The organism is Methylobacterium sp. J-067 (genome assembly GCF_022829465.1).
In the GTDB taxonomy this organism is placed as follows: Bacteria; Pseudomonadota; Alphaproteobacteria; order Rhizobiales; family Beijerinckiaceae; genus Methylobacterium; species Methylobacterium litchii.
The window spans coordinates 1-20,778 of record NZ_JAKSXZ010000081.1; the positions used below are offsets into that span (position 1 = coordinate 1).

A 20,778-nucleotide genomic window follows, 5' to 3' on the forward strand; every position below is an offset into this window, starting at 1 on the left:
AGTCGCACACGAACGACCCGGAACTTGCTAAGCGTTTCCCGCTCAACATCGTCTCGCCCAAGAGCCACTACTTCCTGAACTCCTGCTACGCGAACATGGAGGACAAGCAGAAGGGCCAGGGCGAGCAGTTCGTGATGATCAGCGCCGAGGATGCGCAGGCGCGGGGCATCCTGGACGGAGACCGGGTGAAGGTCGCCAACGACCGAGGCGCCTTCAAGGGCGTGGCGCGGATCACCGACGACGTGAAGTCCGGCATCGTGGTGGCGACGCTCGGCTACTGGCGCCAGCTCAACGAGGGCACGGTGAACAGCATCTCGTCGGGCGCCTTCACCGACATGGGCCACGCACCGTCCTTCTCGGACAACCTCGTCGAGGTCTCGCGCGCCAACTGAGGGGGAGTGACGGGCGGGAAGCCGCCCGTCAGCCCGCCGGCACGCTCATCTCGAAGCGCAGCCCGTCGCCGTCGATCGTGCGCGAGAAACGGCCACGCAGGCTGCGCTCGATGGTCTGCTTCAGCAGCCGCGAGCCGAAGCCCGTTCCCTCGCCCTTCACCGCGCCGGGATCGGCCCCGCCCTCGCGCCACGTGAGCCGGATCGTGTCGCCGGTCATGCTGCCCTCGACCCGCACCGCCCCGGACCCGGACAGCGCCCCGTACTTCGCCGAGTTGGTGGCGAGTTCGTGGAAGATCATCGCGTAGTCGTTGGTGTATTCGGACCCGACGACGACACCCTCGTCGATGGCGACGTCGATGTTCTGGCCCTGATGGTAGGGCGAGAGGATCCGCTGCGCGAGGTCCTTCAGGTGCACATGGCCCTGGTCTGACTTCTGCGAGCGCGTCGCCAGGGTCGTCGCCTCGTGGAGCACGCCGAAGCGGCGGGCGAGGTCTTCCGCGAAGGCGGGCGTCGAGGTCGCCTCCCGCGCGACGATGGAGGTCAGGGCGCGGGCCACGCTGAACATGTTCGAGACCCGGTGCGCCAGTTCGGCGGTGAGGAGGCGTTCGGCCTCCTCCGCGCGCTTGTGCTCGGTCACGTCCATGAAGATGGCCTGGAGCCATTCGCCGACGCGCCCGGCCTCGCCGCCGACGCCCCGTGCGGAGATCCACCGCGCCTCCGGTCCCATGCCGATGCGGAAATCGAAGCTGTAGGGCTGCGGGTCGGTGGCGCTGGCCTCCCATTCCCGGACCATCCCGAGGCGGTCTTCGAGGTTCACCTTCGCGAACAGCTCATCGATGCCGATGACCGTCTGCGTGGTGCCCCAGAATTCCTGGCAAAGGCTGTCGAGCCGCGCGAGGCGCCGCACCGGCGACCACGCCCACAGGGCGACGCCGCCGCGATGGATCGTGTCGCTGAAGCTCGCCAGCGTCCACGCCTCGTCCGCCGTTCCACCCCGCTCGGTCATGGCTGTCCGGGTTTGCTCTGTCAGGTCGGAGGGATCGAGACCCATGGGCGGGATTCTGTCTCCGTGGCACCCTCCGCGAGATGGAGGGAGGCGGGGCTTCGGCAAGGGGATCACGGTCATGCCTCACCGCGCGCGCCTGTCAAACACGGCGGATTGCCGCCTGCCGGCCGATTAGCCATTTTCGTTCACGCTGTGGCGAAGAAACCGCTGGTTGCGCAGATTCTGGCAATGCTCGTGTCTTAAACCGTGTGCCATAGCAGCGTCGACAACCAGTCGTCGCATCTTGCCGTTGGCACGAATGAAGATCATCGCCCTTGCAACCGCCCTGACCCTGGCGGGTATAGGCCTCCTCACCGGTCGAGCGACGGCCGAGACCGGCCCGAGCGATCTCGGAAATCTGGTTTGGCGCGGGGGAGCGACCTCCCGCCGGGACGTGCAGGGCCGGGACATCTCGCCCGGCGACCTCCGGGACCGGCTGACCGTCGTGTCCTTCGCGAGCGCGGGTTGCACCATCCTCTGCGTCACGCGGACGATGGACCTCGACAGGCTCGCCCGCGACCTGCCCGCGTCGCTGCGGGACCGTGTCCGCTTCCTCGTGATCGGCACCGACCCCGCCGCCGACGACGACGCTCGGCTCCGCGCCTTCGCGGACGGGCTCCTCGGGCCCGACCGGCGCCTGCGCTTCCTCGCCTCAGATGCCGCGGAGACCAAGGCGCTCGCGGAGCAGCTGCGCTACCCGGCCGACCGCCTGCCGGAGCCGCCCCCGACGGTCCTCCTGTTCGACCGAAGGGGCAACCTCGCCATGACCTATGGCGGCGATCCCCTGGACGCGCCCCGCCTGAACCGGGACCTCGCGACCCTCAACACCTTCACCCAGGGCGTCGGCCAGCCGGCCACGCCCTCCTCTCACTGACCCCCAACCCCCGACAACGGACCACGGACCCCGACATGACCGTCTCGACCCCCTCCCACGCCGCTTCGCGGGCGCGCCGGATCGCGCTCCTCTCGGCCACGATGCTGGCGGGCAGCCTGCTCACCCCGGCCGAGGCCGCACTGTTCAAGGTGGTCGTGAACCAAGTGCCGGATCCACTCCTGACGGGCCTGTCGATCCCGTCCAACGCGGCGACGATCGGGATGTATTCCGGCGTCTATAACTGGCCGATCAACGCCATCACCCTCGGCCTGCTGCCGAACGGCAAGGTCGTGTCCTACGGCACGGCGGTCAACGATCCGGCCATCCAAGACGGCCGCACCTTCGACATCTGGGATCCGAGCAAGGCCGGCGCGTCGAATGCCCATGTGACGCTCCAGGGCGTGGTCGGCGTCAACAGCTTCTGCGCCGCGCAGGCGTACCGGCTCGACGGCTCGCTGATCTCCTCCGGCGGCATCTTCGACAACGGTAACGACAAGGGTAGCGTCATCCTCAACCCGAGCGCCACGTCCCTCGGTGCCGTCTCGGCCAAGCTCGCCAACGACCGCTACTATGCAAGCATGCTGACCCTGCCGAACGGCAAGCAGGTCATCTTCGGCGGCACATACCCCTACGCCGCGGTCAACGGGAATCCGCAGGGCGCGATCGACAGCGGCCAAATGAACGCCATGACGCCGGAACTCTTCGACGGCACACAGTGGAACAGCCTGTTCGGTGCCAACAGCCGCGACGCCTCCGGCCCGGACAACAGTCGCTACTGGTTCCCGCGCGCCTGGGTCGCGCCGAACGGAAAGGTCTTCGGCATCGCTTCCGACAAGATGTGGTACCTCGACACGACCGGCAACGGCTCCATCACGGCCATGAACTTCCTCAGCCCGCAGAAGAACGTGGGCTCGGCCAACGATGCGCCGAACGTCGGCCCCGGCTCGACGGCGGTGATGTACGACACCGGCAAGATCCTCCAGGTCGGCGGCAACGCCTACACGAACGGCGACGGGTACCTGTCCTCGAACCGCGCGACCACCATCGACATCAACGGCGCCACCCCCGTCGTGAAGGACGTCGCGCCGATGCAGTACGGCCGCGCCTTCGCCAACGCCACGGTGCTGCCGACGGGCTTGGTCATGATCAACGGCGGCAGCCTGCATGTCGATGACGCCGGCCCCAGCGCCGTCACCCAGACCGAAATCTGGAACCCCGTCAGCAACCTATGGATCCACGCCGCCTCGGCCACGATCTATCGCGGCTACCATTCCAGCGCGATCCTGATGCAGAACGGCGCCGTGCTGACCTCCGGCGGCGGCAGCCCCGGCCCGGTGGCGAACCAGAACTCCGAGATCTACTACCCGCCCTACCTGTTCACCGGCACGAACGGTGGCTCGGCGCTCGCCCCGCGCCCGCAGATCGTCAGCCTCGCGACGCTCCAATTGCCCTATAGCCAGAGCACCCAGTTCGAGCTGACCTCGCAGAACGGCCTGTCCCAGGTCGTCCTGGTCGGGAACGGCCTCGTGACCCACGCCTTCAACTCGACCCAGCGCCGTTACGTCGCCAGCTTCTCCCAGTCGGGCAACACGGTGACGGTCCAGACGCCCTCCTCGGGCAACATCGTCCCGCCGGGCTATTACCAGCTCATCGCCATCGACAAGAACGGCGTACCTTCCCCGGGCGTGATCGTGGCGGTCGGCAACACCGTCGCCGCTCCCACGCAGGCCACGACCTACGTCGCCTCCGCGCAGGGCAGCACCGGCAGCGGCGGCACGGGTGGCGGCGGCACCGGCGGTTCGAGCAACGGCGGCTCCAACGGCGGCGGGACGTCCGGCTCCGGCACGTCCGGCGGCCTCGGCACCGTGTCCGGCACCGTCGACGTCCTGAAGCCGTCGCATACCGGCATGTGCCTCGCGATCAGCCCCGGCAACACCAGCGACCGGGGCCCGGTGACCCAGCAGCCCTGCAACGGCTCCAACGAGCAGCTGTGGCGCCAGACCTCGGTCAGCGGCGGCACGACCTACACCAACATCGCTTCCGGCAAATGCCTGGATCTCACCCTCGACACCCAGCCGGTCTCCGCCGGCGCCGCGATCTACCAATACAGCTGCCATGGCGGCAGCAACCAAGTGTGGCAGGCCAAGCCGCAGGGCGTCGGCAGTGCCCTGGTCTCGGCCTATAACGGGCTCTGCGTCGGCATCTTCGGCGCCTCGACCCAGGCGGGCACGGGCACGGTCGGCTGGACCTGCTTGGGCGTGCCGGACCAGACCTACACCGGGAACGGCGGCCGTCCCCTCGTGTCGGCGCAGTCGGGCCTCTGCCTGTCGGTGCCCGCAGGGAACAAGGACGACCGCGCTCCGGTGACCCAGCAGACCTGCACCGGCGCCGCCGAACAGCAATGGCGCGCGACCACCGGCAACGGTGGAACGGCCTACGTGAATGTCGCTTCCGGCAAGTGCCTGGACCAGTCCCTCGACAACCAGCCCGCTGGCCCCGGCGCTGCGGTCTACCAGTACACGTGCGCCAACGTGAACAACCAAGCCTGGACGCCCAAGACGCAGGGCGGGGGCAGCAACCTCGTCTCGGTGAACTCCAAGCTCTGCCTCGGCGTGCTCGGTGGCACCGGTCAGGCGGGCCTGGGCACGGTGGTCTGGACCTGCAACGGAGCGGCCGACCAGATCTTCAACTCAACTGCCTCGAAGCTCTGAGGTCGTCAGCACCGCGCGGATCGCGGCGCAGGCGGGGTGATCAACGCCGGGCGTGGCGGACAAGGCCACGCCCGGTTGCCAGACGAGGAAGTCGGTCCCGGTCCGGGTGCCGCCGAGGGCATAGACCCCGACGCGCCCGGCCCGCGCCGTCCCCTGCACGAGGGTGACGGACATGCGGAAATACTGGCGCGGGGAGGGTGATCGCTTCCCGTCCTGCGGCGGCATCGGGCCCGAGGGCCGCAACCGCCGCATCAGCGAGGCGAGGTCGAACGACCCTGCCTCGTTGTAGACCGTGAGCGCCGGTTGCAGACGCGCCGCGATCTCGGGCGTCATCGACGGAAGCCGCCCGATCTCATCGACGCTGAGAAACGGCCCGTTGCGCGGGCCGTAGGCGAGGCCCCGGGCGCGGTACTGCGCCAGTTCGGCGCCGCCATTGGGCTCCGGCACGTCGTCCGCGTCGCGGTAGTCGGCGATCTCCGCGCCGAGGGCGAGGGCGGCGGAATCGGGCACGCCGAGAAGCCGGAAGGCCTCCTCCATTGCCGGGCGCGGCGTGCGGTTCAGATCGATCAGGCGGCCCTGATCCTCCAGGGACAGGACGGCCACGCGGCCGGAGGGGAGGGCGCAGGCGACGGGGCTGCCGTCTTCCGGCAGGCCGAGCCCGGCGAGGCGGTAGGTCCGGCCCACCGCGAGGTCGTGGGCGAGGAGCCGGGTGATGCCGTCCGCCATACCCTGCAGGTTCACGAGGTCGGCGCGGGTGCGGGCGAGGGCGGCGTTGGCCCGCGTCTGCAGGATCGCCGTGGCGAGGACCGCGCTGACGGCGGCGAGCACCATGACCACCGAGACGAGGACGAAGCCGTCCTCTCCCTGCCGGTCGCCGCCGTTCACCGGATGTCTCCCGTGGCGATGAGGAGAGGCGGCCAGCGCCGGGCGTCCGCCGGGGCGAAGGCGATCCGCACCTCGATGAGGTCGGGCTGACGATCGCGCCGGGCCCAGGCCTCCGCCCAGGTGGCGGGCATCCCCTTGGCCTGCGCACCGTAATAGCGCAGCCCGAGGCCGGCGACCCGTTCCAGCAGCACCTCCGAGCGGGCCGTCGCCGCCGTGCCCTGAAGGGTTTCGAGGGGGATGCGCCGTTCCACGAGATCGAAGCCGCCATCCCCGCGCGGGATTCCGGCCAGCGTCGCGACGAGTTCCGCCGGGCGCTCGACGGCGCGGTCCGGAGCGATGGCCGCCGAGAGGCCGACCGGCCCACCCTCGAGGACCGGTTGGGTGCCGTCCATGTGGCGGCTGGCGAGGCTCCCGAAGGTGCGCGTCAGGTGATCGCGCACCGCGCGGACCTGTCCCGATCCCTCGGCGGCGGCGACGGCGGCGGAGGTCCGCCCCGCGACGCGTATCGTCTCGATCAGCAGCACGCCGACGAGGGCGGCGAGCGCCAGGGAGACCAGCACCTCGACCAGCGCGAAGCCATCCTGCGAGCCGGGCTTGCCCTCACGCATCGGGCTTGCCCGGCACGAGGGTGGTGTAGACCGGCCGCCCCTCCGGGCCGCCGAGCGTCAGGACGAGGCGCCACACCGCCGGGCCGCGCCGCGCGGGCAGGGCGGCGCGCACGTCGCTCACCACGAGCGTCCAGGGGCGCCCATCCGCGAAGCGCCCCTCGCCGATCCCGGCCACCAGGGGGCCCGCCGCGATCCGGTGGAGGCAGATCGATTCGGCCTCGTCGGCCTCGTTCTGCCACAGGGCGGCGCGGCGCAGGCCCGTCACCGTCTCTCCCGCGATCTGCAGGGCGAGGATCATGCCGATGGCGGCGATGGCGAAGGCCACCAGCACCTCGACCACGGTGAAGCCGTCCTCGCCGCCGGATCGGGATGCGCTCACGGCAGCGTCCCCCGTGAGACGCGGCCGAGCAGCATGCCGACGGTCAGCACCCGCCCGCCGATGACGATGCGCCCGCCGCTCGATCCGCCGTCCGGCAGGAAACGGATCTCGCCCGGCGTCGCCGTCGCGGCCTCCTCGACCTGCACGAGGACCGGCAGGGGTGCCGTCGCGATGGGCGCCGCGCCTGGCCTCGGGGAGAGGAACCGCCCCGATTCGGGCTCGAACACGAGATGCGCGGTCTCGCCGGAGCGCAGAGCCTGCACCCGCAGCAGGGCCATCTCCGCGCCGAGGGTGGCGGCGATCCGGTCGGCCCGGCGCCCGACGCCGCTGCCGGCGAACTGCGTCGCGACTGCCGCCGCGAGGCCGAGAATCACCAGGGTCACGAGCATCTCCACCAGGGTGAAGCCCGCGTCTTCGCCTGCCTCCTCCAGGGTTGCTCGGGCCGACACGTTCGCGAATTCTCCCAACCCCGGCGCGAGGTTGCCCGCGCGTGAGACAACCGGAGCGTGGTGAAGATTCGGTTTCGAGGCTTGGCCGGTGCCAATGGCCCGGCCCATGCTACGCTCGCGTGCCTTCCACAACGGAGCGTGTGATCGTGCTGAACAGACGTCGTTTCATGGCCGTGTCCGGGGCCGCGCTGGCCGCGCCGGCCCTCGCGCAGGGTGCGAACTCGCGGGTGCTCAAGTTCATCCCGCAGGCCGACCTGACGGTCCTCGACCCGATCTGGACCACCGCCTACGTCACCCGCAACCACGGGCTGGCGGTCTTCGACACGCTCTACGGCCTCGACAGCAGCTACCGCGCCCAGCCGCAGATGGCGGCGGGCCATGTCACGGAGGACGATGGCAAGCGCTGGAAGATCACCCTGCGGCCGGGCCTGAAGTTCCACGACGGCACGCCGGTCCTGGCGCGGGATTGCGTGGCGAGCATCGGCCGGTGGGGCAAGCGCGACGCCATGGGGCAGTCGCTCCTGAGCTACACCGACGAACTCACCGCGCTCGATGACACAACCATCCAGTTCCGGCTGAAGAAGCCGTTCGTCCTCCTGCCGGATGCGCTGGGTAAGGTCGGGTCCAACATCTGCGCGATCATGCCGGAGCGGCTGGCCAAGACCGACGCCTTTACGCAGGTGACGGAGATGGTCGGCAGCGGGCCGTTCCGCTTCAAGGCGGACGAGCGCATCGTCGGCGCCCGCGTCGTCTACGAGAAGTTCGCCGATTACGTCCCCCGCGAGGGCGGCGAGCCACAATGGACCTCCGGCCCCAAGCGCGCCTACGTGGATCGCGTGGAGTGGACGATCATCCCCGATCAGGCCACCGCCGCCTCCGCGATGCAGACCGGCGAGATGGATTGGTGGGAGCAGCCCCCGGCCGACCTCGTGCCGACGCTGCGCGGCCTCACCACCACCATCAAGGACCCGACCGGCCTCATCGGCACGCTGCGGATGAACCAGCTCCTGCCGCCCTTCGACAACCCGGCGATCCGCAAGGTGCTGCTGAAGGTGGTGGACCAGACCGACTTCATGCAGGCGGTGACGGGCACCGACCCGAAGCTGATGCACGCGCCGGTCGGCTATTTCTGCCCGAAGTTGCCGATGGCGAACGATGTCGGCCTCGATGCCCTGACCTCGAAGCGCGACTTCGAGGCGGCCAAGAAGGAACTCGCCGCCGCCGGCTACAAGGGCGAGAAGATCGTGCTCATGGGCGCGTCCGACTTCCCGACCCTCAAGGCGCTGGCCGACGTCGCCGCCGACATGCTCTCCCGCGCCGGGTTCAACGTCGATTATCAAGTGATGGATTGGGGCACCGTCGTGCAGCGGCGGGCGAAGAAGGACCCGATCGCGCAGGGCGGCTGGAACGCATTCTGCACCTTCTGGGCGGGGCTCGATCAGGCGAACCCGGCCGTCAGCTCCTTCCTGCGCGGCAACGGCACGGGTGCGGCCATCGGCTGGCCGACCAGCGAGAAGATCGAGGCCCTGCGCTCGCAGTGGCTCGATTCGCCCGATGTCGCGAGCCAGAAGACGGTGGCCGCCGAGATCCAGAAGCAGGCCTTCGTGGACCTGCCCTACCTGCCCCTCGGCCAGTACTTCGTGCAGACCTCGTACCGGCCCAACATCTCGGGCGTGCTCGAAGGCGTGCCGGTGTTCTGGAACGTCAAGAAGGGCTGAATCCTGCGGCGTCCCGCCGGGCCTGCTGGCGGGGCGCCCTCCCGATCCTATCTCGGGGGCGGGAGGAGCACCGATGCAGACGATCGACCACGGCAGCCATGGCGAGATCCGCGATGCGGTGCGGGCGCTCTGCGCCGACTTTCCGGCGGAGTATCACCGCCGCATCGACGAGGCGCGCGGCTACCCGGAGGCGTTCGTCGAGGCCCTGACCAAGGCCGGCTGGATGGCCGCGCTGATCCCGGAGGCATACGGCGGCTCCGGCCTCGGGCTGACGGAGGCCTCCGTCATCATGGAGGAGATCAACCGCTCGGGGGGCAATTCCGGCGCCTGCCACGGCCAGATGTACAACATGAACACCCTCGTCCGGCACGGCTCGGAGGAGCAGCGCCGACACTACCTGCCGCGCATCGCGGCGGGGGAGTTGCGGCTGCAATCGATGGGCGTCACCGAACCCGGCGCCGGCACCGACACCACCAAGATCAAGACCACGGCCGTGCGCCGGGGCGACCGCTACGTCATTAACGGGCAGAAGGTATGGATTTCGCGGGTCCAGCATTCGGACTTGATGATCCTGCTCGCCCGCACCACGCCGCTCGATCAGGTGAAGAAGAAATCCGAGGGGATGTCGATCTTCATCGTGGACCTGCACGAGGCCATGAAGAAGGGCCTGACGGTGCGGCCGATCCTCAACATGGTCAACCATGAGACCAACGAGCTGTTCTTCGACGAGCTTGAAATCCCCGCCGAGAACCTGATCGGCGAGGAGGGCCAGGGCTTCAAGTACATCATGACCGGGCTCAACGCCGAGCGGGCGCTGATCGCCGCCGAATGCATCGGCGACGGCTACTGGTTCATCGACAAGGTCACCGTCTACACCAAGGAGCGCGTGGTGTTCGGCCGCCCCATCGGCCAGAACCAGGGCGTGCAGTTCCCCATCGCGGAGAGCTTCATCGAGGTCGAGGCGGCCAACCTCATGCGCTACGAGGCCTGCCGCCTCTACGATGCCGGCGAGCCCTGCGGGGCGCAGGCCAACATGGCGAAGTATCTCGCCGCCAAGGCGTCCTGGGAGGCGGCCAATGCCTGCATCCAGTTCCACGGCGGCTTCGGTTTCGCCGCCGAATACGACGTGGAGCGCAAGTTCCGCGAGACGCGCCTCTATCAGGTTGCACCGATCTCCACGAACCTGATCCTGTCCTACGTCGCCGAGCATATCCTCGGGCTTCCGCGCTCGTTCTGACCCGCCCGGCCCGATTGGGCTTGAACCGGTGCCCCAACCTTGGCACCCCCTGGGGGCATGCACGCACCCCGCACGATCCGTCGCCCGGCCTCCGCCCTCCGACGCCTATTGATCAGCGAGGCCGGCGGCGGCCTCGTGCTGATGGCGAGCGCCGCACTGGCCCTCGTGGTGGCGAACTCGTCCCTCGCAGAGGTCTATTTCGCGGCGCTCAAGGCCCATCTCGGGCCGCTCAGCGTGCTGCACTGGATCAACGACGCGCTGATGGCCGCGTTCTTCCTGCTCGTCGGGCTTGAGATCAAGCGCGAGATGCTCGACGGGCGCCTGCGCACATGGCCCGACCGCATCCTGCCGGGCGTCGCCGCCCTAGGCGGGATGATGGCCCCGGCCCTGGTCTACGTCGCCGTCAATTGGCACTCGCCCGAGACCCTGCGCGGCTGGGCGATTCCCGCCGCCACGGACATCGCCTTCGCCCTCGGGGTGCTGGCCCTCATCGGGTCGCGGGTGCCGGTGTCGCTGAAGGTGTTCCTGACGGCGCTCGCGATCATCGACGACCTCGGCGCCGTGGTCATCATCGCGGCCTTCTACACCGCCGACCTGTCCCTGCCGATGCTCGGCGGGGCGGCCGTCACCCTCGCGGTCCTCTACGGTCTGAACAAGGCCGGGGTCTCGCGCCTCGCGCCCTACCTCGCGCTCGGCGTCCTGCTCTGGCTGTTCGTGCTGAAATCCGGTGTGCACGCCACCATCGCCGGAGTGCTGCTCGCCCTCACGATCCCGCTGCGCCTCAGCCGGGGCACGCCCGACGACCCGACCTCGCCGCTGCACCGGCTGGAACACGCGATCCAGCCCTGGTCGGCCTATCTCGTGCTGCCGATCTTCGGCTTCGCCAATGCCGGCGTGTCCCTCGTCGGGTTCGAGCCGAAGATGCTCCTCGAGCCCGTCACCCTCGGCGTGGCCCTCGGCCTCTTCCTCGGCAAGCAGCTCGGCGTGTTCGGCTTCGTGCTCGCCTGCGTGAAGACGGGGCTGGCGCAGCGGCCGGCCCACGCCACCTGGGCGCAGGTCTACGGCGTCGCGCTGCTCTGCGGGGTCGGCTTCACCATGAGCCTGTTCATCGGCCTCCTGGCCTTCGCCGACGCCCCCGCCCTCGAGTCGGAGGTCAAGGTCGGCGTGCTCGCGGGCTCCATCGCCTGCATCGTCGCGGGCGCCCTCGTGCTGCTCGTCGCCCCGGCGCGGCCCAGCGTGCGCTAGACCTCGTCCGCCGCGCCCGAAGCGATCCCGCTCCCCCGACAGCCGTTCCACGTCCGGTCGGGGGAACCGGCCCCAGTGACGGGCATTGCACAACTCAGGCTTTCAGAAGAGACGTGTGAAGGGTTGTGCTCGTGCCGAATTCCCGGCAACCGCTACAGTCTGAGCCCGCTGCGATCCGGCCGCTGCCGACGCTGCGCCATGCGGGCCAGTTGTTCGAGACGGAGCGGCGGCTCAACGCGGTCCTCAACAATGCCTCGGTGTCCATCTTCCTGATGGATGACCGCCAGCATTGCATCTACATGAATCGCGCCGCTGAAGAGCTGACCGGCTGGACCCTGGACGAGGTCCTGGCGCGGGATTGTCCGCTGCACGACATCGTCCACCACACCTATCCCGACGGGCGCCCGTTCCCGCTGCACGAATGCGCCATCGACCGCGCCTTCCCGGAGAACAACCAGGAGCGCGGCGAGGAGGTGTTCGTCCACCGCGACGGGCATTTCTACCCGGTCGGCTTCACCGCGAGCCCGATCCGCGACGATGCCGCCAACATCATCGGCACGATCATCGAGGTGCGGAACATCAGCGAGGAGAAGGCTGCCGCCGAGCGCCAGCGCCTGCTGATCAACGAATTGAACCACCGGGTGAAGAACACCCTCGCGACGGTGCAATCCATCGCCGCGCAGACCTTCCGCGGCCGCACCGATCTGGCTGTGCGCGCTGTGTTCGATGCCCGCATGACCGCCCTCTCCACCGCCCACAACGTGCTGGTCGAGGACAATTGGGAGAGCGCCAGCTTGATCAGCGTGATCGAGCGGTCGCTCGCCCCTCATCTCCTGGCCGAGGTCGACATCAACCGCTTCCGGCTCGATGGCCCGGATGCGCGGCTACACCCGAAAGTCGCGGTGACTTTGGCGATGGCGCTGCACGAGCTGATGACCAACGCCGCCAAATACGGCGCCCTCTCGACCGGCGAGGGCAGGGTCTCCGTCACCTGGGCGCTGTCGGACCTCGGCGGCGGGCAGCAGCAGCTCGACCTGACGTGGCAGGAACAGGATGGACCGCCCGTCGCGCAGCCGACACGGAAGGGGTTCGGCTCCCGGCTGATCGAGCGGCAATTGCCGCTGGAGTTCGACGGCAGCGCCGTCATCACTTACGCGCCGGAGGGCGTCGTCTGCGCCATGCGCATCCCGCTGACGCAACTGGGCTGGATCGGCCAAGAGACGGTCGAAGGGTCCCTGGCCCCATGACCATGCTGACCGGACGCCGGGTGCTACTGGTCGAGGACGAGAGCCTCGTGGCCATGTTCGCCGAAGACATGCTCCTCGATCTCGGCTGCGAGGTCGTGACCGCGATGCGCCTCGAACAGGGACTGACCCTCGCGCGCAACGAGGACTTCGATTTCGCGGTGCTGGACGTGAACCTCGGCAACACGCGCAGCTACCCGATCGCGGATCTGCTGTTCGAGCGCTGCATTCCGTTCCTGTTCGCCACGGGCTACGGGCGGCAGGGCCTTGAGGCCGCCTATCAGGCCGTGCCGGTGCTGCAGAAGCCGTATCAGGCGGACCCGCTGGAGCATCTGCTCACCCGCCTGCTCACCTGCGAGGCTCCGGCCCACAAGGGCGCCTCGTCCGTGCCGGCGACCTGCCGGTGCCAGCCTGCCGAAGCCGAGCAGGGCCGCTTCCGCGCCGATCCGATCAGGTAGGGGTCGGCGCGGCCGAGTGATAGCGCGTCCGCTGCGTGCGCCCGTCGCGATCCGTGACCGCGACGTGGCCGGCTTCCTCCAGCTCCGAAAGGGCGCGCAGGACGAGGGCGTGCTCCACCGCGAAGGTGCGGGCGAAGGCCCGGCTGTCCCCCGGCAAGCCGAGGACGAGGGCGGCGAGGAGTCCCGCTTCGAGCGGAGGCAGTTCGGGGTAAGCGGCCGACACCCGGCCCAGGGCGGCGACGAACGCCGCCTCGTCCAGGGCTTCGCTCACGCCGCCGCGCGCGGCTGAAGGGTCACGAGGACCGATTTGGAGGTCGGGGTGTCACTCTTCTCGCCGAACGTCGAGAGCGGCACGAGGACGTTCAACTCGGGGTAGTAGCCCGCCAGCAAACCGCGCGGCATGTCGAAGGGCACGAGGCGGAAATCCTCCGCCCGCCGCGTGATGCCGTCGTCATGCGTCCCGAGGATGTCGACGCGCTCCCCGAACCGGTCGCGGATTTCCGCGAGATCGTCGGGATGGGCGAAGATCACCCGGCGCTCGCCGTACACGCCCCGGTAGCGGTCATCAAGACCATAGATCGTGGTGTTGTACTGGTCGTGACTGCGGAAGGTTTGCAGCACGAACGTGTCGCGCGTCTTGGTCGCGGCCTGATGCTCCGTCTCGGCGGGCAGGGGCGCGGCCGCGAAGTTGGCGCGTCCGGTGCCGGTGTCGAAGACCCGCTCGGCGGCGAGGTTGCGCAGCATGAAGCCGCGCGGCTTGCGCACCCGCGTGTTGTACCCGGTGAACCCCGGAATCGTGACCGCAATGGCCTCGCGGATCCGGTCGTAGTCGGCGGCGAAGCCCGCCCAGTCGATGGCGGCGGAGCCCACGGTGGCCTGCGCCATGCCGGCGATGATGCCGATCTCGGAGCGCAGTTCCTTCGAGGCCGGCTTGTTGATGCCGCCGGAGCCGTGGACCATGCTCATCGAATCCTCGACGGTCACGATCTGGATCTTGCCCTCGGCGTTGCGGTCGATCTCCGTGCGGCCGAGGCAGGGCAGCAGGTAGCCGATTTCGCCGGGCACGAGATGGGCGTGGTTGAGCTTCGTGGCGATGTGCACGGTCAGCCGGCACGAGGCCAGCGCCTTCGCCACCACCGGCGTATCCGGCGTCGCCCGCAGGAAGTTGCCGCCGAGCCCGATGAAGGCCTTCGACGTGCCGTCGCGCATCGCGCGGATGGCGGCGAGCACGTTGTGCCCGTGCCGGCGCGGCATCGGCAGGTCGAAATGCTGTTCGAGCGACGCGAGGAAGGCCTCGGCGGGGCGCTCGTTGATGCCGACCGTCCGGTCGCCCTGCACGTTGGAATGGCCGCGCACCGGGCAGAGGCCCGCGCCCGGACGGCCGATATGGCCGCGCAGGAACAGGAGGTTGGCGATCTCCCGGATGGTCGCCACCGAGTGCCGGTGCTGGGTCACGCCCATCGCCCAGGTGGCGATGACGCGCTGCGCCCCGAGATAGACCTCCGCCATCGCGTCGATCTCGTCGCGGGTCAGGCCGGACTGGTCGAGGATCGCCTCCCAGGAGGTCGCCTCGACGGCGGCGCGATAGGCGTCGAGCCCGGCCGTGTGGTGTTCGAGGAAGGCGCGGTCGAGGATCGACGGACGGCCCGCCGCCAGCGCCTCGGCATCGCGGGCGAACACGATCTTGGCGATGCCCCGGAAGGCGGCCATGTCGCCGCCGGAGCGCGGCTGGAGGTAGTGGCTGGCGATGGGCTGGCTCGCGCCGCGCAGCATCTCGACGGTATTCTGCGGGTCGGCGAAGCGCTCCAGCCCGCGCTCGCGCACCGGGTTCAGCACCACGACCTTCGCGCCGCGCTCGGCCGCCCGGCGCAGGTCGCCGAGCATGCGCGGATGGTTGGTGCCGGGATTCTGCCCGACGCAGAAGATCGCGTCCGCCTTCTCGAAATCCTCGAGGAGCACGGTGCCCTTGCCGACGCCGATCGCGTCGATCAAGGCGACCCCGCTCGCCTCATGGCACATGTTCGAACAATCGGGGAAGTTGTTGGTCCCGTAGGCGCGGGCGAACAACTGATAGAGGTAGGCGGCCTCGTTCGAGGCGCGGCCGGACGTGTAGAACTCGGCCTGATCGGGGGAGTCGAGCCCGCGCAGGGTCTCGCCGATCTCCGCGAACGCCGTCTCCCAGCTCACCGGCAGGTAGCGGTCGCTCGCTGCGTCGTAGCGCATCGGGTGAGTCAGGCGGCCCTGGCCTTCCAGGGCGTAGTCGCTCCAGCCCCGCAGCTCGGTGAGCGTGTGACGGGCGAAGAAGGACGGCTTCGTGCGCTTGTCGGTGGCCTCCCAGGAGACCGCCTTCACGCCGTTCTCGCAGAATTCGAACGACGAGCCGTGCTCCGGGTCGCCCCAGGCGCAGCCGGGACAATCGAACCCGTCGGGCTGGTTGGCCTTCAGAAGGGCGCGGGCTCCCGTCAGCGGCGCACGGCTGCCGAGCAGGTGCTTGCCGCAGCTCTTCAGCGCACCCCACCCGCCAGCGGCCGATGAGCGCTTGGAAGACCCTTCAGACTGGGCCATGAACCATCCTGGTTGGCTGACACGAGCAATCTCGCATACGCGAGATAATCTTGCCGCGGCTCGCGTCACAATGGCGTGCGCGCGCAGGCCCCTCATGCACAGAACACAGGCTAAGCTCCCGCTTCGCAAAGTCTTTCTAAACTGAACCGCGTTCGCGGACACTCGCATGATCAGGAGATCACCACCGTGACACGGATCGGTTACCACGCCTCGCATGAGCAGCATGCTCCCTCGGCGCTGCTGCGCGACGTCCAGGCGGCCGAGGCTGCCGGTTTCACCTGCGCCATGTCCTCCGAGCATTTCCGCCCCTGGAGCGTGAAGCAGGGGCACGCGGGCCATGCGTGGTCCTGGCTCGGCGCCGCCCTCGCGACGACGCGCCTGCCATTCGGCATCATCACCGCGCCGGGCTACCGCCACCACCCGGCGGTGCTGGCGCAATCGGCCGCGACCCTGTCCGAGATGTTCCCGGAGCGCCTCTGGCTCGCCCTCGGCTCCGGCCAGCGCCTGAATGAGGACGTCACCGGCCTGCCCTGGCCGGACAAGGCCGAGCGCACGGCCCGGCTGGCCGAATGCGCCGCCGTGATCCGCGCGTTGTTCGAGGGCGAGACCGTCACCCACCGGGGGCGCGTCACCGTCATCGACGCCAAGCTGTATTCCCGGCCCGCCCGCCCACCCCTGCTGATCGCCGGCGCGGTGACGCCGGAGACCGCCCGCCAAGTCGCCGCCTGGGCCGACGGGCTCGTCACCGTGGGCATCGACCCTGCCAAGCTGCGCCCGGTCTTCGAGGCGTTCCGCGAAGGCGGCGGCGCGGGCAAGCCGATCTTCATGCAGACGAAGGTGTGCTGGGATCCCGACCCCGCCAAGGCGCTCGCGCAGGCCCACGACCAATGGGCGAGCAACATGCTCGAAGGCGACGCGAATTGGGACCTGCGCCGGCCGGAGGATTTCGATACGGCCTCGCGCTTCGTGCGGCCCGAGGACGTACCGGGCTACGTGCGGGTCTCGGAGGATTTCGGGCGCCACGCCGCGTGGCTCGCCGAACTCATGGAGTTGGGCCCGGCCGAAATCATCATCCATCAGGTCGCGGGTGATCAGACCGCGTTCGTAGAGGCGTTCGGCCGGCATGTCCTGCCGGCCCTCGGCCATGGAGGATAATCAAGGAACGACTGCACAGACCCCCGGTTGTACTATCATACCGGAATGACCCGGCAGAAAGAATTGAGCACGCTATGATCAGCCGTACCCTTCAATCGTCGGTCCTCGCGCTCGCCGTTCTCGCCGGCACGGTCGGCATGGCCGCCGCGCAGAGCACGCCGAACGGCAGCACCGCGACGTCCGGCGCCGCCGCCGGCTCGGGCAGCACCGGTAACGGCGCCACGGGCAGCGGCGCGGCCCCCAGCGGGAAGTGACGGCGGCGGGGCCGCCATCGCGCGGCCCCTCCACACCCGGGCGGTGATTCGCCAACTCGACAAGACCAGCCTGCGCTGAGTCTTGTCGAGACATGATGCACGGACATCGCAGACTGAGATTGTCTGCGGACTGACCTTCGTGGAAACACCGCCGATAAAGGATTGGCGTGCCACTCATTGACCGACTTGGCCGGAAAGATCACACGATCTCCGATCATCCCAAGCCGGTCGACCGCCTCACAAGACGGTCCGGCGGCTGACCCGAGGTCGTCTTGATGCGGTTGCGGACGCTCCTTGCCCTCGTCTTTGCCGGTGGGGCGCTGCTGCTCACCGTCGCCGCCACGCTCGTCGTGTCCCAGTTCGTCTCCCAGCGGGTGCAGATCCGCGCCGAGGCGCACACGGCGGAACTCGCGGAGCACCTGCGGCAGATCATCGACGCGAACATCACCGAGCGCCTCGGCGACATGACCGTGCTGTCCTCTGTGGCCCGCACCAACGCGACCACGCCCGAGGCCCGCCGCACCTGGGTCGATGCCCTGCGCGAGAGCTATCCCGCCTATGCCTGGATCGGCTTCGCCGACAGCAACGGCATCGTCATCGCGAGCAGTGGGGGCATGCTGGAGGGCGAGAGCGTCGCGGCGCGCCCGTGGTTCCACCAGGGCATCCAGGCGCCGACCGTCATCGACATCCACGAAGCGAAGCTGCTGGCGACGCGTCTGCCGGCGCTGCCCTACGGCGAGCCGCACCGCTTCGTGGACGTCGCCATGCCGTTCCGCGATGCGTCGGGCGCGAAGGTCGGCGTCGTCGGCGGCCATCTGAGCGTCAGCTGGATGCGGGAGATGAGCCAGGCGGCCATCGCGACGGCGTTGAAGCGGGAGCCCAGCGTCGAGGTGATGATCCTCGCCGGGGACGGGACCGTCGTCCTCGGCCCCGGCGACCAGACCGGCGGCCGGATCGACACCGATCTGCCGGCCCTCTCGGCGCTCGCCGCCGGCGCCGAGCTCGCCAGCGCGCGGGGGCGTTGGCCCGATGGCGGCGATTACTTCACCGGCGCCAGCCGTGGCCAGCCCTCCCTCCGCAGGCCGACGCTGCCCTGGACCATCCTAGTCCGGCAGCCGGTCGAATTCGCGCGGTCGATCTCCGATCCGATCATCAACCGGCTGGTGCTCGGCGGTGTCGCCTTCACGCTGCTGTTCGCGCTCCTGGGCTGGTTGGCCGCCGAGCGTCTTGCCGATCCCCTCCGCGCCCTCGCGCGGGCGGCCGGCGTCATCGGCAATGCCCCCGCCGATGCCCAGCTTCCGAAGCCGCGAGGCTATCTCGAAATCACCGAACTGACCGATGCACTGACGAAGCTGCTCGCGCGGCTCAGCGAGCGCGACCGCGCCCTCGAACAGGCCAATGCGGACCTTGAGGTGCGCGTCGCCGCCCGGACGACGGAACTGGCCGAGGCCTGCGACCGGGCCGAGGCGGCGCAGTTCCGCGCCGAGGCCGGCGAGCGTGCCAAGAGCGACTTCCTCGCCACGATGAGCCACGAGGTGCGCACGCCCCTCAACGCCATCGTCGGCTTCGGCGACCTCCTGCGCAACGATGCCAGCCTGACCCCGGAGCAGCGGCGCTGCATCGACCAGATGCGGGTCGGATGCGAGGTCCTGACCACGGTGGTCAACGACATCCTGGACTATGCCCGCATCGAAGCGGATGGCGTCACCCTGGAAGCCACCCCCTTCTCGCCGTTCGGCCTTGTGGAGGAAACCGTGGCGCTGGTCGCGGGCGCCGCCGAGCGCAAGGGCCTCGCCCTGGTGATGGAGGGCGACGCGGCGGACGATCATCCCGTCATCGGCGACAAGACCCGCCTGCGGCAGGTGCTGCTCAACCTCGTGAACAACGCGGTGAAGTTCACGCAGGCCGGCTCCGTCACCACCACGATCACGCAGACGGCGACGTCGGAGGGAATCGCGCTCCGCGTCACCGTCCGCGACACCGGCATCGGCATTCCCGCAGACGCGCAGTCCCGGCTCTTCGCCCGCTTCGTCCAGGCCGACAGCAGCACGACGCGGCGCTTCGGCGGCACGGGCTTGGGCCTCGCCATCGCCAAGGGCCTCATCGAGGCGATGGGCGGCACCATCGCCTTGGAAAGCCGCGACGGCGAAGGCTCGACCTTCTGGTTCGATCTGGTCCTGCCCGAAGCGCCGGCGGATCAGCGGAGGCTCGACCCGCCATCGCCCAGCGCGCCGCTCCCTGCCTCCGGAACATCGCAGGCGCGGCCGGCGCATCTCCTTCTCGTGGAGGATGGCGCGATCAACCGCGAGATCGCGCAGATGGTGCTGGAGGCCATGGGCTACCGGGTCTCCACCGCCTGCGACGGACAGGAGGCCGTCGCCCTGGTCGAGGCCGAGCCCTTCGACCTCATCCTGATGGACATCGAGATGCCGGTGATGGACGGCATCACCGCGACGCGTCTGATCCGTGGCTTGCACAGCGAGGCGCGCGACGTGCCGATCCTCGCGATGACGGCGCATGTGCTGCCGGAGCAGGTCCGCGCGCTGATCGCCGCCGGCCTGGACGACCATGTCGGCAAGCCCTTCGACCGGACCCATCTGCAGACGCTGATCGAACGCCACCTCGCCAGATCCCGCGCGCAGGCGATGTCGGCGGCGTGACGGGGGAGCGAGACGGAGGAGGCCGGCACGCCGCTTGTCGAGAGGAAGGGAATGGTGGGCCCGGTAGGACTCGAACCTACAACCAGACCGTTATGAGCGGTCGGCTCTAACCATTGAGCTACAGGCCCAAGCCGTTCGCGCGGAACGGCGATTCGGCTTCCGCATCTTCGCAGCGAACAGACACGACGACAGAAGCGTCCGATTCAGTAGCCGCCGGGAGAGGGCGGAGCAAGGGGTTGCGCCCACGCGGCAGGCTTGGACGCCACGTCCGGTCCCGCAGCTTCCCCGCACATTCGAAACGGACCTGGATGAGTTAAAACCTATGAAACGCAGAAAGCGCCCCCTGGCGAAGCGCGGGGGCGCTCATCCTTATGAGCTACCGTCTTAAATTAGGTGCCACACCCTTAGAAGAAGTCGCCCCACGATTCTGTGCTATTTCTCGGCGCCCACCCGACCACCCGCTTTACAACAGCGGCTGTGATATCTCGACAATCAACAAAGGGGTGCTCGCGCACCCATGCCTTTGTGAAGTGCTACTTACTTCTGCAACTGGATCTCTCGGGTGAGAACCTGCCCGTTGGCGAGCACGGTCTCCGGCCTGATCTCTTTGCCGTCGGCGAGTTTGGTGACTGGCTTGATCGTCGTGGTGGACATGCCGTTCTCCGCTCGTTTGAAACCGAAGCCGTTGCGGCGATGCGCGACCTATTGGTCGAGCTCGTCGGCCCGTGCCTCGGCATCGGCGATCGCCTGCTCGACGGAATCGTAGGACGACGGCGACTCTTCCCGGAACAGCGTCTGCGTGCCGCTCAGGATCCAGAGGTAGCGCTTGCTGTTCTGCGGGTCCGGCCGGATGCCGATGCGGAACCCGTTGCGCACGCCGTTTGCCATCATCACCCTCC

The 20,778-nt window shown here is 69.1% G+C and carries 19 protein-coding genes and 1 tRNA gene; 11 read left to right on the top strand and 9 right to left on the bottom strand.

All coding sequences use genetic code 11. The features are described from left to right. A partial coding sequence (locus MKK52_RS07950; RefSeq protein ID WP_279597699.1) for a molybdopterin dinucleotide binding domain-containing protein occupies nt 1-392 on the top strand: 392 nt, incomplete at its 5' end. A gap of 28 nt (nt 393-420) precedes the next feature. Here MKK52_RS07950 and MKK52_RS07955 read toward each other — a convergent pair. Next, nucleotides 421-1,398, bottom strand: coding sequence for a sensor histidine kinase (locus MKK52_RS07955; RefSeq protein ID WP_243953266.1), 978 nt, complete (start codon nt 1,396-1,398; stop codon nt 421-423). 298 nt (nt 1,399-1,696) lie between these two features. Between MKK52_RS07955 and MKK52_RS07960 the strand changes: the two genes are divergently transcribed. Together MKK52_RS07960 and MKK52_RS07965 are read left to right on the top strand one after the other, a co-directional pair. Next, nucleotides 1,697-2,311: an SCO family protein gene (locus MKK52_RS07960; RefSeq protein WP_243953267.1), complete on the top strand. Its 615-nt coding sequence runs from the start codon at nt 1,697-1,699 to the stop codon at nt 2,309-2,311. A gap of 35 nt (nt 2,312-2,346) precedes the next feature. Further along, on the top strand, nt 2,347-5,022 hold the full coding sequence (locus MKK52_RS07965) for an RICIN domain-containing protein (RefSeq protein WP_243953268.1): 2,676 nt from the start codon (nt 2,347-2,349) through the stop codon (nt 5,020-5,022). Here MKK52_RS07965 and MKK52_RS27105 read toward each other — a convergent pair. Genes MKK52_RS27105 through MKK52_RS07985 form a run of 4 tightly spaced genes read right to left on the bottom strand, consistent with a single transcriptional unit; the run spans nt 5,002 to nt 7,343 of the window. Then, nucleotides 5,002-5,907 (bottom strand): general secretion pathway protein GspK, encoded by a 906-nt coding sequence (locus MKK52_RS27105; protein ID WP_243953269.1) that lies wholly within the window; start codon nt 5,905-5,907, stop codon nt 5,002-5,004. The genes MKK52_RS07965 and MKK52_RS27105 overlap by 21 nt on opposite strands. Continuing rightward, nucleotides 5,904-6,515, bottom strand: coding sequence for a general secretion pathway protein GspJ (locus MKK52_RS07975; protein ID WP_243953270.1), 612 nt, complete (start codon nt 6,513-6,515; stop codon nt 5,904-5,906). Before MKK52_RS07975 ends, MKK52_RS27105 begins: the two co-directional genes overlap by 4 nt. Further along, nucleotides 6,508-6,894 carry a type II secretion system protein gene (locus tag MKK52_RS07980; RefSeq protein ID WP_243953271.1) on the bottom strand — a complete coding sequence of 129 codons (387 nt, stop codon included), beginning with the start codon at nt 6,892-6,894 and terminating at the stop codon, nt 6,508-6,510. The genes MKK52_RS07975 and MKK52_RS07980 overlap by 8 nt, the downstream gene beginning before the upstream one ends. Further along, nucleotides 6,891-7,343 (bottom strand): Tfp pilus assembly protein FimT/FimU, encoded by a 453-nt coding sequence (locus MKK52_RS07985; RefSeq protein WP_243953272.1) that lies wholly within the window; start codon nt 7,341-7,343, stop codon nt 6,891-6,893. Before MKK52_RS07985 ends, MKK52_RS07980 begins: the two co-directional genes overlap by 4 nt. 146 nt (nt 7,344-7,489) lie before the next feature. On the opposite strand from MKK52_RS07985, the gene MKK52_RS07990 reads away from it, so the two are divergent. The 5 genes from MKK52_RS07990 to MKK52_RS08010 all read left to right on the top strand — a co-directional run bounded on the left by MKK52_RS07990 (nt 7,490) and on the right by MKK52_RS08010 (nt 13,245). After that, nucleotides 7,490-9,061: an ABC transporter substrate-binding protein gene (locus MKK52_RS07990; RefSeq protein WP_409564632.1), complete on the top strand. Its 1,572-nt coding sequence runs from the start codon at nt 7,490-7,492 to the stop codon at nt 9,059-9,061. A 73-nt stretch (nt 9,062-9,134) separates the two neighbouring features. Continuing rightward, a complete protein-coding gene (locus MKK52_RS07995) occupies nt 9,135-10,298 on the top strand; it encodes an acyl-CoA dehydrogenase family protein (RefSeq protein ID WP_243953273.1) in 1,164 nt (387 codons plus the stop codon). A 57-nt stretch (nt 10,299-10,355) separates the two neighbouring features. Beyond that, nucleotides 10,356-11,543, top strand: a complete 1,188-nt coding sequence (gene nhaA / locus MKK52_RS08000) for a Na+/H+ antiporter NhaA (protein WP_243953274.1) — start codon at nt 10,356-10,358, stop codon at nt 11,541-11,543. A gap of 131 nt (nt 11,544-11,674) precedes the next feature. Beyond that, entirely contained in the window at nt 11,675-12,790 is a 1,116-nt protein-coding gene (locus MKK52_RS08005) for a sensor histidine kinase (RefSeq protein WP_243953275.1), read from the top strand. After that, on the top strand, nt 12,787-13,245 hold the full coding sequence (locus tag MKK52_RS08010) for a response regulator (RefSeq protein ID WP_243953276.1): 459 nt from the start codon (nt 12,787-12,789) through the stop codon (nt 13,243-13,245). Before MKK52_RS08005 ends, MKK52_RS08010 begins: the two co-directional genes overlap by 4 nt. Here the strand turns inward: MKK52_RS08010 and MKK52_RS08015 are convergent. Both MKK52_RS08015 and MKK52_RS08020 read right to left on the bottom strand, forming a co-directional pair. After that, nucleotides 13,238-13,516 (bottom strand): hypothetical protein, encoded by a 279-nt coding sequence (locus MKK52_RS08015; protein WP_243953277.1) that lies wholly within the window; start codon nt 13,514-13,516, stop codon nt 13,238-13,240. The two genes, MKK52_RS08010 and MKK52_RS08015, sit on opposite strands and share 8 nt — an antisense overlap. Then, entirely contained in the window at nt 13,513-15,810 is a 2,298-nt protein-coding gene (locus MKK52_RS08020; protein ID WP_243953278.1) for an FdhF/YdeP family oxidoreductase, read from the bottom strand. Before MKK52_RS08020 ends, MKK52_RS08015 begins: the two co-directional genes overlap by 4 nt. 186 nt (nt 15,811-15,996) lie before the next feature. On the opposite strand from MKK52_RS08020, the gene MKK52_RS08025 reads away from it, so the two are divergent. From MKK52_RS08025 to MKK52_RS08035, 3 genes are all read left to right on the top strand, one after another. Next, the gene (locus MKK52_RS08025) at nt 15,997-16,965 is read left to right on the top strand and encodes a TIGR03885 family FMN-dependent LLM class oxidoreductase (protein ID WP_243953279.1); all 969 of its coding nucleotides are present in this window, start codon (nt 15,997-15,999) and stop codon (nt 16,963-16,965) included. 74 nt (nt 16,966-17,039) lie between these two features. After that, nucleotides 17,040-17,219 carry a hypothetical protein gene (locus MKK52_RS08030; RefSeq protein WP_243953280.1) on the top strand — a complete coding sequence of 60 codons (180 nt, stop codon included), beginning with the start codon at nt 17,040-17,042 and terminating at the stop codon, nt 17,217-17,219. A 275-nt stretch (nt 17,220-17,494) separates the two neighbouring features. Continuing rightward, the gene (locus MKK52_RS08035) at nt 17,495-19,879 is read left to right on the top strand and encodes a hybrid sensor histidine kinase/response regulator (protein WP_243953281.1); all 2,385 of its coding nucleotides are present in this window, start codon (nt 17,495-17,497) and stop codon (nt 19,877-19,879) included. 52 nt (nt 19,880-19,931) lie between these two features. On the opposite strand, the gene MKK52_RS08040 is transcribed toward MKK52_RS08035, so the two are convergent. Together MKK52_RS08040 and MKK52_RS08045 are read right to left on the bottom strand one after the other, a co-directional pair. Continuing rightward, nucleotides 19,932-20,007, bottom strand: a tRNA-Ile gene (locus MKK52_RS08040). A 574-nt stretch (nt 20,008-20,581) separates the two neighbouring features. Then, nucleotides 20,582-20,770: a hypothetical protein gene (locus MKK52_RS08045; protein WP_243953282.1), complete on the bottom strand. Its 189-nt coding sequence runs from the start codon at nt 20,768-20,770 to the stop codon at nt 20,582-20,584. Nucleotides 20,771-20,778 lie beyond the last annotated feature (8 nt).